We start from the raw sequence: 14946 nt of genomic DNA, 5'->3' as shown, positions 1-14946 counted from the left end.
TCACCTGCTCACCGCTTTGCGCCCGTGTTCCTTCCGTACCGTCAGGCCCCGAGGAGTCGGCAGACCGATGCACGCGGAACCACCAGGAACCACCCCGGCCCAGACCCCATCCGCGGACTCGCCCGCGCAGCCCGTCCGCCCGGCCGCCGCCCGCGCCCGGTGGATCCGGCGGCCGCTGACCGGAGTCGCCCTCGCGCTGGGGATGCTCGGGGCCTTCCTCGCCGCCCCGGCGAGCGCCGGGGCGCAGCCGCAGCCCCGCCAGTCGCCGCTCGCCGGGCCCGGCGCGGACATCCCGGCGGATGTCACGGCCGGTGTCGCCGTCTTCGACCGCCGCACCGGCAGCTTCACCGAGCGGATCAACGCGGACCACCGCTTCCGGTCCGCGTCCGTCGTCAAACTGCTGCTGGCGCTGGACTTCCTCTGGGACCGCGGCCCCGGCTACGACATCCCGCAGGAGGACCGCGGCCGCCTCGAAGCGATGCTGCGCAGCAGCGACGACGGCGAGGCGAGCCACTACTGGGCCCAGGGCGGCCGCAGCGCGATCATCGACCGGATGGTGCCCCGGCTCGGGCTGACCGGCACCACCCCGCCGCCCGCCGCCCATCCCGGCTACTGGGGCTACACCTCGCTCACCGCCGCCGACACCGTGCGGATCTACCGGCACATCCTCGACGAATCCCCGGCCCCGGTACGGGACTTCATCATGGGCAGCCTCCACCGGGCGACGCGCTGCGCCAATGACGGCTTCGACCAGTACTTCGGCATTCCCTCGGCCTTCGAGGGGCCGTGGGCGGTCAAGCAGGGCTGGTCCGGCTTCCGTTCGGGCGGCTGCACGGCGGACGGGGCCCTGGCCGGGGCGGACGCGGCGGACGAGGCCGACAAGGCGAACGCGGCCGGCGCGCCCGGAGCCCCGGCCGCGTTCTCCGCTTCCCCGGCCCCCCCCGCCGCCGATGTGGACCTCGTCCGCGAGGCCCTGCACACCACCGGCACGGTCGGTCCCGGCGACCGCACCATCGTCGCCGTCCTCACCCTCCACCCGGACGGGACCCCGTACGGCACCGCGTACTCCGGCCTCACCCGGCTCGTCGGCTCCCTGGACGTCCCCGGCGCCCGGCACCCCTCCGGGACCTGGTTCGAGACCTGGGGCGACGGGGTGCGGATCCGGGCCGGGGCCACGACCTCCTCGGCGGTCGTCAGCACGCTCCCGGCGGGGGCGGACGTCCTGGTCTCCTGCCAGAAGCGCGGCGAGCCGATCTCCGACCCGCCGCACAGCAGCGCGTGGTGGGCGTATCTGCCGCAGTACGGGGGCTATATGACCACGGTGTACATCGACGCGGAGAGCAGACTGCCGGGCGTTCCGGAGTACGCGTGACCCGGCGGCCGGCCGCGCGGGCCTCGTCGGCGGGGCCTCCTCCCGCGCGGCCCGGTACGGCGCCGGGCCGGGGGACGGTCAACCGGCGGCGTCCGTGCCTCATCGACGGCCGGCTCCCCACGGGGGGCGGGCTTCCCGGGCACCGGCGACCCCGAGGAGGATGGACTTGTCAGGTGCATGGTCAGTTGGTCGATTATCGGGGGTGCGGCGGCGACGTCTGGCCGTATCTCCCCGACGTCGGCGGCGATCTCTCCAGCATCGTCACCGATGTGGCGGACGCCTGGCTTCCGGGCGTGCCGAACTGCTGAACTCGTAAGCCGGCGGCGGACGTTCGTACGAATCCGCCGCCGGTGTACGCACGAGCGGATCCGGGCTCCGGCCCCGCGTACCGGCGCACGCGCGCCGGAGCCCGGATCCGCTCCCCCCACCGTCCGCACACCACCGCGCCCACGGGCGCACCAACCCAGCCGCACCACCACCCCCCTCACCCACGCGCCGGAGAGCGGAGAGAGATCCGATGAACTCGTTGATCCCGGCCACCCCCAGCCCCAGCCCCCGTCCCGTCCCCCGGCCCCGTCACCGCCGGCTGACCGTGCTGATCGGCACGGCGGTCGCCGCCTCGCTGGTCCTGGCCGGCCAGCCCGCGTCCGCCGCGCCCGACGAAGGACCCGCCTCCGCCTCCGGCGAGGTGAACGCGGCCTTCGCCCGCGCGGCGGCAGAGTACGACGTACCGCGCGACCTCCTGGTGGCCGTCGGCTACGGCGAGACGCACCTGGACGACCACGACGGCGCGCCGAGCCACGCCAACGGCTACGGCGTCATGCACCTGGTGAGCAACCCCGGCCACCACACCCTGGAGCGCGCCGCCCGCATCACCGGCGAACGCGTCACCGACCTCAAGAAGGACACCGGGGCCAACATCCGCGGCGCCGCCGCCGTCCTCCGCGCCCTCGCCGACGACCTCGGCCTGGACGCCGCCGAACGCGACCGGCTCGGCGCCTGGTACCCGGTCACCGCCCGCTACGGAGGCACGGACGGCGCCCGGGCCGGCCGGCTCTACGCCGACACCGTCTACGAACTCCTGGCCTCCGGCATCCGCGGCCACGCGGACGGCGGCGAGCAGATCCGCGTCAAGCCGCGGAAGGTCACCCCCCAGCGCGGCACGTACGCCGACGCCGACGTCACGGGGGAGACCGGCGAGACGGGCGCCCAGAGCCCCGACTACCCGCCCGCGCAGTGGGTGGCGGCCAGCTCCGCCAACTACGCCACCGGCCGCTCGCAGCCGATCAGTGCCGTCGTCGTGCACGTCACGCAGGGCTCGTACGCCGGCACGATCAGCTGGTTCCAGAACCCGTCCGCCGAGGTCAGCGCCCACTACGTGGTCCGCTCCTCGGACGGCCAGGTCACCCAGATGGTGCGCGACAGCAACACCGCCTGGCACGCACGCTCCGGCAACGCCTACTCCGTCGGCATCGAGCACGAGGGCTGGGTCGACGACCCCTCCTGGTTCACCGACGCCATGTACCGCTCCTCGGCCGCGCTGACCCGGCACCTGGCCGACAAGTACGGCATACCGAAGGACCGGGCGCACATCGTCGGCCACCACGAGGTGCCCGGCAACGACCACACCGACCCCGGCCCGCACTGGGACTGGTCGTACTACATGGAGCTGGTGCGCGGCGGCAGCAGCGGCGACACCAAGTCCTTCCCCACCTGGGGCACGGACGTCGGCATCCGCCAGGCCGCCACGACGAACTCGACGCGGGTGGCGAGCCTCGCCGGCCCGACCACGGTCCGCGTGCGCTGCCAGGTGCGCGGCCAGCAGGTGACGTACCAGGGCTACACCAACGACGCCTGGGCGTACCTGCCGGACTACGGCGGCTACGTCTCCAACATCTTCATCGACGTCCCCGAATCCTGGCTCCCGGGCGTCCCGGCCTGCTGACCCGCCCGCCACGATGACGGCACGGGGACGGCCGGCCCGCACCAGGCGCCGGCCGTCCCGACCGGCCCGGGCGCCGCAGGACTCGGATACGCCGGGTGAGAGGGCATAGGACCGCCACACTGGGGAACTTGCACCGGGCCGTATGGAAGCCCGCGTGGATACACCGAATCGTTCAGAGTTCTGGCACGTTGCGCACATTGCGCTCGCTGACGTCGGGCAGGAAGCGAGCCACGGTGACGAAGTCGGCGTCGTCGTGCAGGACGATCAGCCCGTGGTGCGCGGCGGTTGCGCAGATTATCAGGTCAAGTGGCCCGGCCGCGCCAAGGGCGCCTTTCTCGGCGAGAGCGTACTGCGCCGAGTCGACCCAGTCCCACAGCCTCTTCGGGAGCGGCACATCGGGGTACAGGTCAGTGAACATGTCACCCATGGCCTCGTACTCGGTCGCGTTGCGCGCCGAGCGCCGGAACTCGGCTCGTTGGGCGGCGCACGACCCGATGGCCCGCAGAGTGGTGGTCTCCAGCCACGCGGCACTGAGATGCTGCTCGCGCAGAAGGCGCCACAGGCCCGAGGAGTCGAGCAGGTAATGAATCACGCGCTGCCCTGCTTGTCCTCGGTGCGCCGGCGCTGCCAGCCCTGGTAATCCCACTGCTGGGCGGCTCGGAAGTGCTTGGCTACGAGCGCCGCCCGATGGTGGCGTTCGGCGTACTCGCGGAGAGCGGCGTTGACCACATCCTTCTTGGTGCCGCCGCCCGCGACGCGCATGGCCTTCTCCAAGGCGTCGTCATCGAGATCGATCGTCGTCACACTCATACTGGACCTCTCTATTCAAGAGCAATACTCAGTGTATATGAACCTGTCGTGGGGGCTCGTTCGCGGTAAACGCCGAGCCGGGCAGGGCTCCGCGCTCCCTTGGTACATTGGCCGCTGACCTGCTCAAGCACCATGTGCGCTGGAGGAATACCGTGTCGTCTGGGTCCGTACAGGAATCCGCCCCCCTCTTCGGGGAGGTGGGGCTGGAGGCCGCCCGCAAGGAGTACGCCGAACTGCGTGCCCAGGGGCTCAGCCTGGATCTGACGCGGGGCAAGCCCTCGCCGGAGCAGCTCGACCTCGCCGACGGCCTGCTGTCCCTCCCCGCAGCCGGGGACATCAAGGCCGCCGACGGCACCGACACCCGCAACTACGGCGGCCTCCTCGGCCTCCCGGAGCTGCGCGAGATCTTCGCCGGCCCCCTCCAGGTGCCCGCCGGGCAGCTCCTCGCCCTCGGCAACGCCAGCCTCACGCTCATGCACGACAACGTGGTGCAGGCGCTGCTCTCCGTCCTCCCGGGCGGCGAGCGCCGCTGGGCGGACGAGCCGAGGGTCCGCTTCCTCTGCCCCGTCCCCGGCTACGACCGGCACTTCGGGATCTGCGAGCGGTACGGCATCGACATGGTGCCGGTCCCGCTCACCGGCCAGGGTCCGGACATGGACGTCGTCGAGGAGCTCGTCGCCTCCGACCCGACGATCAAGGGCATGTGGTGCGTGCCCAAGTACAGCAACCCCACCGGTGAGGTCTACGGCGACGAGACCGTGCGCCGCCTCGCCGCGATGCCGACGGCCGCGCCCGACTTCCGCCTCTTCTGGGACAACGCCTACGCGGTGCACCACCTCACCGCGGAGAAGGTGGAGATCCTCTCCATCCTGGACGCCTGCGCCGAGGCGGGGAACCCCGACCGCGCGTTCGTCTTCGGCTCCACCTCCAAGATCACCGCGGCCGGTTCGGGCGTGGCCTTCGTCGGCTCCTCCCCGGCCAACGTGGCCTGGATGAAGGAGCGGCTGGCGAAGCAGACCATCGGCCCCGACAAGGTCAACCAGCTCCGCCACGTCCGCTTCTTCCGGGACGCGGACGGCGTGGCCGCCCACATGGAGCGCCACCGCGCGCTGCTGGAGCCCCGCTTCGCGGCCGTCTACGAGGTGCTGGAGCGCGAGCTCGGCCCGCTCGGCATCGCCGAGTGGACCCGGCCCAAGGGCGGCTACTTCGTCAGCCTGGACGTCCCCGACGGCTGCGCGAGCGAGGTCGTCCGCCTCGCCAAGGAGGCGGGCATCGCGCTGACCCCGGCCGGTGCCGCGTTCCCGTACGGCAAGGACCCGCGCGACCGCGAGATCCGGCTGGCGCCCAGCTTCCCGTCGGTGGACGAGGTGCGCGAGGCCATGCGCGCCGTCGCCGTCTGCGTCCGCCTGGCCGCCGCCGAGCAGGAGGCCGCCCGCACGGACGGCTGACCCGCCGCGACCCGCAGCGGAACGCGGGCCGGTACCCCGGGCACCATCGGGGTACCGGCCCGTTCGCGTGCCGCGGTCCTCCGGCGGCCCGGCCGCGTCCGGCGCGGGGTCAGCGGGCGAACCAGCGCTGCGGAGTGGGCGCGGTGTTCTCGTAGATGTGCTTCGCCTGGCGGTACTCCGCGAGGCCGTCGTGGCCCAGCTCCCGGCCGATGCCGGAGCGCTTGAAACCGCCCCACTCGGCCTGCGGCAGATACGGGCCGAAGTCGTTGATCCACACCGTGCCGTGGCGCAGCGCCCGCGCCACCCGCTCGGCCCGGCCGGCGTCCTCCGTCCACACGGCGCCGGCGAGCCCGTAGTCGGTGTGGTTGCCGAGCTCGATCGCGGTCTCCTCGCCGGTGAAGCGCTCGACGGTCAGGATGGGCCCGAAGGTCTCCTCCTGCACGATGCGCATGTCCCGGGTGCAGTCGTCGAACACCGTCGGCAGATAGAAGAACCCGTTCCGGAGGCCCGGTTCCTCCGGGCGCCGGCCCCCCGCCAGGAGAGTCGCGCCCTCCCGGACGCCGAGTTCCACATAGGACTCGACCTTGTCCCGGTGCTCGGCGGAAACCAGCGGACCGCTCTCGGTGCCCTCGTCCAGTCCGTTGCCGAGCCGGATGCGCTCGGCGCGGGCGACGAGTTCGGTGACGAACGCGTCGTGCAGCCCGTCCTCCACGATGAGCCGGGTGCCCGCCGAGCACACCTGCCCGGCGTGGAAGAAGACGGCCATCAGGGCGTAGTCGATCGCGGCCTCGAAGTCGGCGTCGGCGAAGACGATATTGGGGTTCTTGCCGCCCAGTTCGAGGGCGATGTTCTTGACCGTCCCGGCCGCCGACCGCATGATCCGGCGGCCCGTCTCCAGGCCGCCGGTGAACGACACCAGATCGACCCCCGGGCTCTCCACCAGCGCCGCGCCGACGGTCCCGCCCGCGCCCAGCACGAGGTTGACGACGCCCGCGGGGGCGCCGGCCTCCTCCAGCAGCTCGACCAGCCGGATGGTCGTCAGCGGGGTGATCTCGCTGGGCTTGATCACCACGGTGTTGCCCGCGGCCAGCGCGGGCGCCACCTTCCACGACACCTGCAGCAGCGGGTAGTTCCACGGCGCGATCAGCGCGCAGACACCGACCGGTTCATGGACGACGCGGCTGCGGATCCGGGGATCGCCGGCGTCCACCAGCCGCCCGGAGTCCGCCTCGGCCTGCCCGGCGTAGTACTCGAACACGGCCGTCACGTCGTCCACGTCGATACCGGACTCGACGAGTGTCTTGCCGGTGTCGAGCGTCTCCAGCCGGGCGATGTGCTCCCGGTCCCGCCGCAGCAGGCCGGCCACCCGGCGGAGCAGCTCGGAGCGCTGCCGCGCGGTCCAGGAGGGCCAGACGCCACCGTCGAAGGCGGACCGCGCCGCGTCCACCGCGGCCAGGGCGTCCGCCTCCCCGCCCTCGTCCACGGTGCGGACGACGGACTGGTCGTAGGGGTTGATCACGTCGCGGGTGGCACCGCCGGCGGCGGTTTTCCATACCCCGTCGATGAAGAGACTGGACGTGGGAAGTCCTTTCCCGGTGGAGCGCCGAATGCCGCCACCGTTGTGCGCCGGAATGCACCGCTTTCTACGTTAGGTTTCAGCGCCGTGGAATGCCATCCGAGGACGAGGAGCACAGCATGGGCCGAGCGGAGTACGACTACGTCATCGTCGGCGGGGGGTCGGCAGGCTGCGCCCTGGCCAACCGCCTCAGCGCGGACCGGGAGAACAAGGTCCTGGTCCTGGAAGCCGGCCGGCCGGACTGGATCTGGGACATCCTCATCCACATGCCCGCCGCCCTGACGATGGTCATCGGGAACCCGCTGTACGACTGGCGCTACGTCTCCGAACCGGAACCGCACATGGGCGGCCGCCGGGTCAGCCACGGCCGCGGCAAGCTGCTCGGCGGATCGAGCTCCATCAACGGCATGATCTTCCAGCGCGGCAACCCGATGGACCTGGAACGCTGGGCCTCCGACCCGGGCATGGAGACCTGGGACTACGCGCACTGCCTGCCCTACTTCAAGCGGATGGAGCACTGCGTCGCCGGGGCCGACGACTGGCGCGGCCAGGGCGGCCCGCTGTGGCTGGAGCGCGGGCCGGCGGCCAACCCGCTGTTCCACGCCTTCCTGGAGGCGGCGCAGCAGGCCGGCCACCAGCTGACCCCCGACGTCAACGGCTACCGGCAGGAGGGCTTCGCCCGCTTCGACCGCAACATCAAGCGGGGCCGGCGCTGGTCGGCGGCCCGCGCCTATCTGCACCCGGTGAAGAAGCGGCCGAATCTGACGGTGCGGTGCTTCACGCAGGTGGACCGCGTGCTCTTCCAGGGGAAGCGGGCGGTCGGTGTGGAGTACCGGCGGTACGGACGCCAGCGCGGACGGGTGTCCGCCGGAGAGGTGATTCTCTGCGGCGGCGCGATCAACACGCCTCAGCTGCTCCAGCTCTCCGGAATCGGGAATCCCGGCGAGCTCACCCCGCTGGGCATCCGCATGGTGCACGAACTCCCCGGGGTCGGGGAGAACCTCCAGGACCACCTGGAGGTCTATGTGCAGCACGCCTGCAAACAGCCCGTCACCTACAACCCGGCGCTCAAATGGAGCCGCCGGCCCGGAATCGGACTGCGGTGGCTGCTGTTCCGCAGCGGTCCGGCCGCGACCAACCACTTCGAGGCGGGCGGCTTCGTCCGCGGAAACGACCAGGTCGCCTACCCGAACCTGATGTTCCACTTCCTGCCCATCGCCGTGCGCTACGACGGCACCCCCGTCGGCGCCGAGCACGGCTACCAGGTGCACATCGGCCCCATGTACTCCGACGTGCGCGGCTCGGTGAAGATCAAGTCCGCGGACCCCCGGCAGCACCCGGCGCTGCGCTTCAACTACCTCTCCACGGAGAACGACCGCAAGGAGTGGGTGGAGGCCGTCCACGTCGCCCGGGACATCCTCGGCCAGCCCGCCTTCGCCGTCTTCGACGCGGGCGAACTCTCCCCCGGGCCCTCGGTCGTCACGGACCAGGAGATCCTGGACTGGGTCGCCCGCGACGCCGAGACCGCGTACCACCCCTCCTGCACCGCCCGCATGGGCATCGACGAGATGTCCGTGGTCGACCCGCTCTCCATGCGCGTCCACGGAGTGGAAGGGCTCCGGGTGGCCGACGCCTCCGCGATGCCCTACCTGACCAACGGCAACATCTACGCCCCGGTGATGATGCTCGCCGAGAAGGCCGCCGACCTCATCCTCGGCAACACCCCGCTGCCGCCGGCCACGGCCGGCTTCCACCGGCACCGCGTTCAGGAGGCATGAGCCATGGCGGCGTACGGCACGAGCGGAGACGGGCCCGGAAGCGGCCGGGGGCGGGGGCCCGGAAGCGGGGACGGGCGCGCGAGCGGGGGAGGGAAGGGGAGCGGCGGAAGCACGGGCGGCCTCCCGGCCGGGGAACGGGGCCCTGCGGGCAGCCCGCCGGTCCACGGGGAGAGCAGGCTGAAGCCGGTCGTCTTCATCGGCTCGTCCGCGCTCATCCTGGCGGTCTCGATCTGGGCGATCATCACCCCGGAGGGCGCCGAGGAGACCATCGGCGTGGGCGTCGACTGGATTTCCAGCGGATTCGGCTGGTACTACTTCCTCGCCGCCACCCTGTACCTGCTGTTCGTCGTGTACGTGGCCGCGTCCCGCTACGGCGGCATCAAGCTGGGCCCCAAGCACTCCACCCCCGACTACGGGGTGTTCGCCTGGGCGGCCATGCTGTTCGCGGCCGGCATCGGCATCGACCTGATGTTCTTCGCCGTCTCCGGCCCCGTCAGCCACTACCTCGCGCCCCCAGAGGGAGACGCCGAGACCGTCGAGGCCGCCCGGCAGGCCGTGGTGTGGACGCTGTTCCACTACGGCATCACCGGCTGGGCCATGTACGCCCTGATGGGCATGGCGCTCGGCTACTTCTCCTTCCGCTACCGCCTCCCCCTCGCGATCCGCTCGGCTCTGTACCCGGTCATCGGCCGGCGCATCCACGGCCGGATCGGCGACACGGTCGACCTCGCGGCCATCATCGGCACGGTGTTCGGCATCTCCGTGTCGCTCGGCATCGGCGTCGTCCAGCTCAACTTCGGGCTGAACTACCTCTTCGGCATCCCCGAGGGCACGGCCGCGCAGATCGGCCTCATCGCCGTCGCCGTCGTCATGGCCACGGCCTCCGCCGTGGCGGGCGTCGACCGGGGCATCCGGCGGCTGTCCGAGCTGAACGTCCTGCTCGCCATCCTCCTGATGTCCTACATGCTGTTCGCGGACGACCCGCTCCGGCTGCTCAACAGCCTCGTCCTCAACATCGGGGACTATGTCAGCCGCTTCCCCTCGATGACCCTCAACACCTTCGCCTACGACCGGCCGACCGAGTGGCTCAACTCCTGGACCCTGTTCTTCTGGGCCTGGTGGATCGCCTGGGCCCCGTTCGTCGGCATGTTCCTGGCCCGCATCTCCAAGGGACGGACGATCCGCCAGTTCGTCGCGGCCACGCTCGTCATCCCGTTCCTCTTCACCCTCACCTTCCTCTCCGTCCTCGGCAACAGCGCGCTCAACGTGGTGCGGGAGGGGAACGCAGCGTTCGGCGAGACCGCCATGAACACCCCCGAGCAGGGCTTCTACGGGCTGCTCGACCAGTTCCCCGGCGCCACCTTCAGCGCCGGGCTCGCGACCGTCGTCGGACTGCTGCTCTACGTCACCTCCGCCGACTCCGGCGCGCTGGTGATGAGCAACCTGTGCTCGCACCTGCCCACCCCGCTCACCGACGCCTCCGCGTGGGTACGCGTCTTCTGGGCGGGGGCCACCGGGCTGCTCACCCTCGCCATGCTCCTCGTCGGCGGCGTGGACGCGCTCACCAGCGCGACCATCATCATGGGGCTGCCCTTCTCCTTCGTGATGTTCCTCATCATCGCCGGGCTCTACCGGGCGCTGCGCCTGGAGAGGATGCGGGAGGAGGCGGCGCCCGCCGTCCCGCCGCCGCACCTGAGCTGGCGTCAGCGGATCGCACGGGCCACGTCCTTCCCCGGCCGGGCGGACGCCGTCCGGTTCGTCGACGAGGTGTGCCGCCCCGCCTTCGAGGACGTCGCCGCGGAGCTGCGCGGGCAGGGCCTGGCGGCCGAACTCACCGAGGTGACGGAGGAGGAACTGCGGGTGCCGTCCGTGGAACTCCGGGTGCCGATCGGCCCGGTGGAGGAGTTCCTCTACCGGGTGTGGCCCACCGAGACGGCCGTACCGGCGTTCGCCACCCGCTCGGTCACCGCGCACGACACCTATGTGCGCTTCGAGGTCCAGCTCGCCGAGGGCAGCCAGGGCTACGACGTCATGGGCTACACCAGGGAGCAGCTCATCCACGACATCCTCAGCCACTACGAGCAGCACCTGGAATTCCTGCGCCTGCACCGCGAGTCGTCCGCCCGCTCGGCCCTCCCGGACCACCGGCCCGACACGGCGGGAAGCCATCTGCCGGGAGACGGGGGCTGACGGGGCGGGGCCCGGGTGGCCGAGGCCGGGACCGCCGCCACCGCGCCGCCATCCCCGTCCGGACTCACCCGAAGGGGTCGGGTCCGGGACGGGACGGCAGGAGCAGGCTGCGGCGCTCGCGATCGGTGAGACGGCGGAAGACCCGCGAACGGGCCCGCTCCACAAGGGAGTCGAGGCTCGCGGCAGGTTCCCAGATCCGCACCGTGCGATCGCGGGAGGCCGTGGCCAGAAGAGATCCGCCGGGGTGCCAGGCCAGTCCGTTGGCCTGGTCGTCGTGGACACCGATCACCTTCAGGTGACGGCCGCGGTGTGGATCCCACAACCGTACGGTCCGGTCCCAGGAGACGGACGCGAGCTGCCTTCCGTCGGGAGACCACACGACATCCTGGACCCGCTTCCGGTGCCCGGCCATCGTGTGGAGCGCGGCGCCCGTGAACGGGTCCCAGATACGGATGGTGCCGTCCCGGGAGCCCGAGGCCAGCCGCCGCCCGTCGGGAGACCACGCGAGGCTCCATGCGTAGTCGGTGTGACCGCGGAGGGCCGTTACGACAACGCCTTGTTCGGCGTCCCAGACGCAGAGCTCCGTGTCCGTCGAAGACGTGGCCAGGTGGCGGCTGTCCGGTGACCATGCGGCGCCGCCGAGCCAGTACCCGCCGCCGCGGAGCACCATGGCCTCCGTGCCGTCGTCCGCGGTCCAGACCCGGGCGGTGTGGTCCCGCGAGGTGGTTGCGATCCGCCTGCCGTCGGCCGACCAGGAGACTTTGGTGATCTCGTCTCCGTGACCGCGCAGCGCGGCGATCCGCGTACGGTCCCGTACGTCCCAGACGGTACCGACGGCACCGCGGGAGATGGTGACCAGCCGGGAACCATCCGGGGACCAGGCCACATCGGACACTTCTCCGCCATGCTCGAGCACTGTCACCATGCTGCTGCGCTCAGGGTCCCAGACGGCGGCCGTTCCGTCCTTCGAGGCGGTGGCGAGACGCGTCCCGCCGGAATCCCAGGCCAGTTTCTTGACCGATCCGGTGTGGCCCAGCAGCGTGCTGCGCTGCCCACCGGGTGGGACCACGTCCCAGAGAGCCACCGTTCTGTCGCGGGAGGCCGTGGCGATGCGCCGGCCGTGCCAGGCGATGCCGTTGACGGTGTCGGTGTGGCCGGAGAGGGCCGTCTTCTCACCAGTGGCCAGGTCGCAGACCCTGGCGGTGCGCTCCGTGTCGCCCACGGCGATGCGGCGGCCGTCGGGGGACCACGCCACGCACTCCAGCTTCTCGTGGAACTCCAGCCGCTGATGCGGAGCGGACACGGCACGCGCGTCCACCGCGACGGTCTGTGCTGCGAGGACGTCCCAGATGCGCGCTGTACAGTCCTCCGACACCGAGGCGAGCCGGCGCCCGTCCGGTGACCAGGCCAGGGCCCAGACACCGGCCTGGTGGCCCGTCAGCAGTGTGGGGTCCGTACCGGGCGAGAGGGACCAGACGCGTACGGAGGTGTCGTCCGAGCCGCTCGCGAGCCGCCGGCCGTCGGGTGACCAGGCCACGTCCCACACCGGTCTCTCATGCCCGGTCAGCACGGTCAGTTCCGCACGGGACGCCGCGTCCCAGATCCGTACCGTGCGGTCGCTGCCCGCCGTGGCGATCCGCGCCCCGTCGGGCGCCCAGGCGAGGCCGTCGACGGCACCGTCATGCCCGCGGAGCACGCCCAGTTCAGCCCATGTCCCGGCGTCCCAAAGGGTGACGGTACCGTCCCGGGAGCCGCACGCCAATCGCTTCCCGTCCGGAGACCAGGCCACCGCATACACCCGGTCCCCGCCGGGCCGGGTGAGAACGACGGGACCGGTGGACTCCGCGGTGCTCCAGACGCGGACCGTGCCGTCGTCGGACGCGGTGGCCAGCCGGGCGCCATCGGGCGACCAGGCCACCGCGTTGATGTCCTCCTCGTGACCGCGGAAGACCGCATACCGCCGTGAGGCGTTGAGAGCCACGTGCAGCGCCTGCTGGGCCGCTGGGGTCGGAGCGCATTCCTCCACGGCGGCGAGAGCACCGAGGAGCGCCAGTTCCGGGTCCCCCGCGGCGCTCTCCATGACCCGCGCGGCCACACCGTCGGCCAGCCGCTCCCGGAACGCGCGGTCCTGGCCCACGGACCGTTCCAGGAACTCCGCCACGACCGGAGCGCCGCCGAGAAGGTCGGCCGCCTCGTCCGACCAGGCAAGGGCAGCGGTCAGCCGTTCACCGCTCAACAGGTAGGCGTCCCGGCGCCCCGACTGCTGCCAGTCCCGCGCCCATCGCTCCAGCTCGCCGCGATGCCGCAACTCCCGCGCCCGGGCCGCAACAGCCTGGCGCAGCGGTGGCCACTGCCGGAACAGCGCTTCATGAGCCACGTCCAGGACGCCATCGGCACTGGTGAGCAGCCGCCCCGTGACGAACGCCCCGGCCACGAGCCGCTCTTCGTCCGCGAGGTCCTCACGTGAGACGCGGCGACGGGCCGGCTCGCCGTGCTCCAGGGAGACGAACTTCAGCAAGGTGGCGAGGACCGGCGCGTCCGCGTCGGCCGCCCGCAGCTCGGCGCTGATCCGGTCCGCCTGGTCCGACAGCGCTCCGGCGACCCCGCCCAGAGACCGGTAGTCCTCGTGCGTCACCGTTCCGCCGGGGCCGACCCGCAGGTAGAGCCCTTGAAGGGTGTACGCCAGGAGGGGCAGCGCGTCGCCGCCCCCGGTGTCGTCCACCATCTGCGCGACGAGCCCGGGAGCGAAGCTCAGGCCCGCGGCCTCGGCCGGTCCCTCGATCACCTGGAACAGCTCGGCGCGGCCGAGCATGCCGATCAGCGCCGGCTGGCGCACCAGGCCGGCGTGCTCGGTTTCCAGGAGGTCCGTGAGGAAATCGGACCGCAGGGTGGCCACCACCCACAGACGAGGGTCGGCCGCGAGCGAGGCCCGGATCAGAGAGAGGAACGCATCCCGCTCCCGCGCCCCGCAGAGTGTGAAGACCTCCTCAAGCTGGTCGACGACCAGCAGGACCGGCACGGCAGGCCCGCCCCGAACGGAGCGCAGCCGCTCCAGGCACCGGCCCAGCCCCTGGGCGCCACCGCTCAGCTCCGCCAGCACCTGCGCGCCGGTCATCTCCGTCCCGGCGGCGGCCAGGCTCGCGGCGAGGCTCGCCTCCGGATCGGCCCCGGGGGTGCACGGAGCCACGACGGCCCAGCGGCCCCGCCGCCGACCGAGCGCGGGCAGCAGCCCGGCCCGGACCAGCGAGGACTTCCCGCTCCCGGACGGGCCGATCACCGCGACGAACCGGTGCGCACGAGAAGGCACGGCCGGATGCAGCCGCCCGACGAGGTCCCCGATCTCCCGGTCGCGGCCGAAGAAGACGCCGGAGTCGTCCTCGGTGAACGCCTCCAGACCCGGATACGGGGGCTGCGCGGCATTCCACTTCCGCTTGATCGCAGCGGGCCGCTCCAGCAGGTGCAGCCAGACCTGTCCCGCGACGAGAAGAACGAGTGCCACCACGACCAGGGGGACCGACCACTCCCGCAGTACCCGCAGCAGCCAGGGCACGTCGTCCGTCCTGCTGGTGGCGTAGTTGGCCGCCATGCCCAGCAGTGCCCCGACCAGCATGATCAGAACATCCACAACAAGCTTCGCCGGACGACGATCCACCCTGCCCCCACCCGTGGCGATCAGTGACCTTCCGCCAACCTTACGCATCGGGGCCGGGGTGAGGCTCCGCCGCGCGAGGACCGGGTCGGGAACAGGCGCAGCCGTCTCACCGCGAGCCGTCCAGCCCCATCAGACGCAGCACGATCGTGGTAAGACCCCGACCACCCACAGCCCG

The 14946-nt window shown here is 72.0% G+C and carries 10 protein-coding genes; 6 read left to right on the top strand and 4 right to left on the bottom strand.

Annotation, left to right across the window (positions count from 1 at the left end; all coding sequences use genetic code 11):
• Positions 1-67 precede the first annotated feature (67 nt).
• From IF83_RS0108605 to IF83_RS0108595, 3 genes are all read left to right on the top strand, one after another.
• Positions 68-1372 (top strand): serine hydrolase, encoded by a 1305-nt coding sequence (locus IF83_RS0108605; RefSeq protein WP_244176937.1) that lies wholly within the window; start codon positions 68-70, stop codon positions 1370-1372.
• A gap of 185 nt (positions 1373-1557) precedes the next feature.
• Positions 1558-1680, top strand: coding sequence for a hypothetical protein (locus tag IF83_RS35270; protein ID WP_279617214.1), 123 nt, complete (start codon positions 1558-1560; stop codon positions 1678-1680).
• Positions 1681-1889: 209 nt separating this feature from the next.
• On the top strand, positions 1890-3317 hold the full coding sequence (locus IF83_RS0108595) for an N-acetylmuramoyl-L-alanine amidase (protein WP_078843292.1): 1428 nt from the start codon (positions 1890-1892) through the stop codon (positions 3315-3317).
• Positions 3318-3489: 172 nt separating this feature from the next.
• On the opposite strand, the gene IF83_RS0108590 is transcribed toward IF83_RS0108595, so the two are convergent.
• Together IF83_RS0108590 and IF83_RS0108585 are read right to left on the bottom strand one after the other, a co-directional pair.
• Positions 3490-3909 carry a PIN domain-containing protein gene (locus IF83_RS0108590; RefSeq protein ID WP_030543476.1) on the bottom strand — a complete coding sequence of 140 codons (420 nt, stop codon included), beginning with the start codon at positions 3907-3909 and terminating at the stop codon, positions 3490-3492.
• Positions 3906-4127: a type II toxin-antitoxin system VapB family antitoxin gene (locus IF83_RS0108585; RefSeq protein WP_030543475.1), complete on the bottom strand. Its 222-nt coding sequence runs from the start codon at positions 4125-4127 to the stop codon at positions 3906-3908. The genes IF83_RS0108590 and IF83_RS0108585 overlap by 4 nt, the downstream gene beginning before the upstream one ends.
• Before the next feature lie 152 nt (positions 4128-4279).
• On the opposite strand from IF83_RS0108585, the gene IF83_RS0108580 reads away from it, so the two are divergent.
• A complete protein-coding gene (locus tag IF83_RS0108580) occupies positions 4280-5575 on the top strand; it encodes an aspartate aminotransferase type Ic (RefSeq protein WP_037679151.1) in 1296 nt (431 codons plus the stop codon).
• A 109-nt stretch (positions 5576-5684) separates the two neighbouring features.
• On the opposite strand, the gene IF83_RS0108575 is transcribed toward IF83_RS0108580, so the two are convergent.
• Positions 5685-7184, bottom strand: coding sequence for an aldehyde dehydrogenase family protein (locus IF83_RS0108575; RefSeq protein WP_051722583.1), 1500 nt, complete (start codon positions 7182-7184; stop codon positions 5685-5687).
• A gap of 86 nt (positions 7185-7270) precedes the next feature.
• On the opposite strand from IF83_RS0108575, the gene betA reads away from it, so the two are divergent.
• Together betA and betT are read left to right on the top strand one after the other, a co-directional pair.
• Positions 7271-8929, top strand: a complete 1659-nt coding sequence (gene betA, locus IF83_RS0108570; RefSeq protein WP_030543472.1) for a choline dehydrogenase — start codon at positions 7271-7273, stop codon at positions 8927-8929.
• 3 nt (positions 8930-8932) lie between these two features.
• The gene (betT, locus tag IF83_RS0108565) at positions 8933-11119 is read left to right on the top strand and encodes a choline BCCT transporter BetT (RefSeq protein ID WP_078843291.1); all 2187 of its coding nucleotides are present in this window, start codon (positions 8933-8935) and stop codon (positions 11117-11119) included.
• Between the two features lie 64 nt (positions 11120-11183).
• Here betT and IF83_RS0108560 read toward each other — a convergent pair whose 3' ends face one another.
• On the bottom strand, positions 11184-14744 hold the full coding sequence (locus tag IF83_RS0108560) for a WD40 repeat domain-containing protein (protein WP_244176933.1): 3561 nt from the start codon (positions 14742-14744) through the stop codon (positions 11184-11186).
• Positions 14745-14946: the final 202 nt, after the last annotated feature.

Origin of the sequence: Streptomyces albus subsp. albus (genome assembly GCF_000719865.1) — a bacterium.
GTDB classification, from domain to species: domain Bacteria; phylum Actinomycetota; class Actinomycetes; order Streptomycetales; family Streptomycetaceae; genus Streptomyces; species Streptomyces albus_E.
This window is presented reverse-complemented; position numbering and strand designations above follow the sequence as displayed.

Excerpts from the sequence above, each read along its gene's own strand:
- IF83_RS0108605 (WP_244176937.1), top strand. The coding sequence starts at position 68 with ATGCACGCGGAACCACCAGGAACCACCCCGGCCCAGACCCCATCCGCG.
- IF83_RS0108595 (WP_078843292.1), top strand. The coding sequence starts at position 1,890 with ATGAACTCGTTGATCCCGGCCACCCCCAGCCCCAGCCCCCGTCCCGTC.
- IF83_RS0108585 (WP_030543475.1), bottom strand. The coding sequence starts at position 4,127 with ATGAGTGTGACGACGATCGATCTCGATGACGACGCCTTGGAGAAGGCC.
- betA (WP_030543472.1), top strand. The coding sequence starts at position 7,271 with ATGGGCCGAGCGGAGTACGACTACGTCATCGTCGGCGGGGGGTCGGCA.
- betT (WP_078843291.1), top strand. The coding sequence starts at position 8,933 with ATGGCGGCGTACGGCACGAGCGGAGACGGGCCCGGAAGCGGCCGGGGG.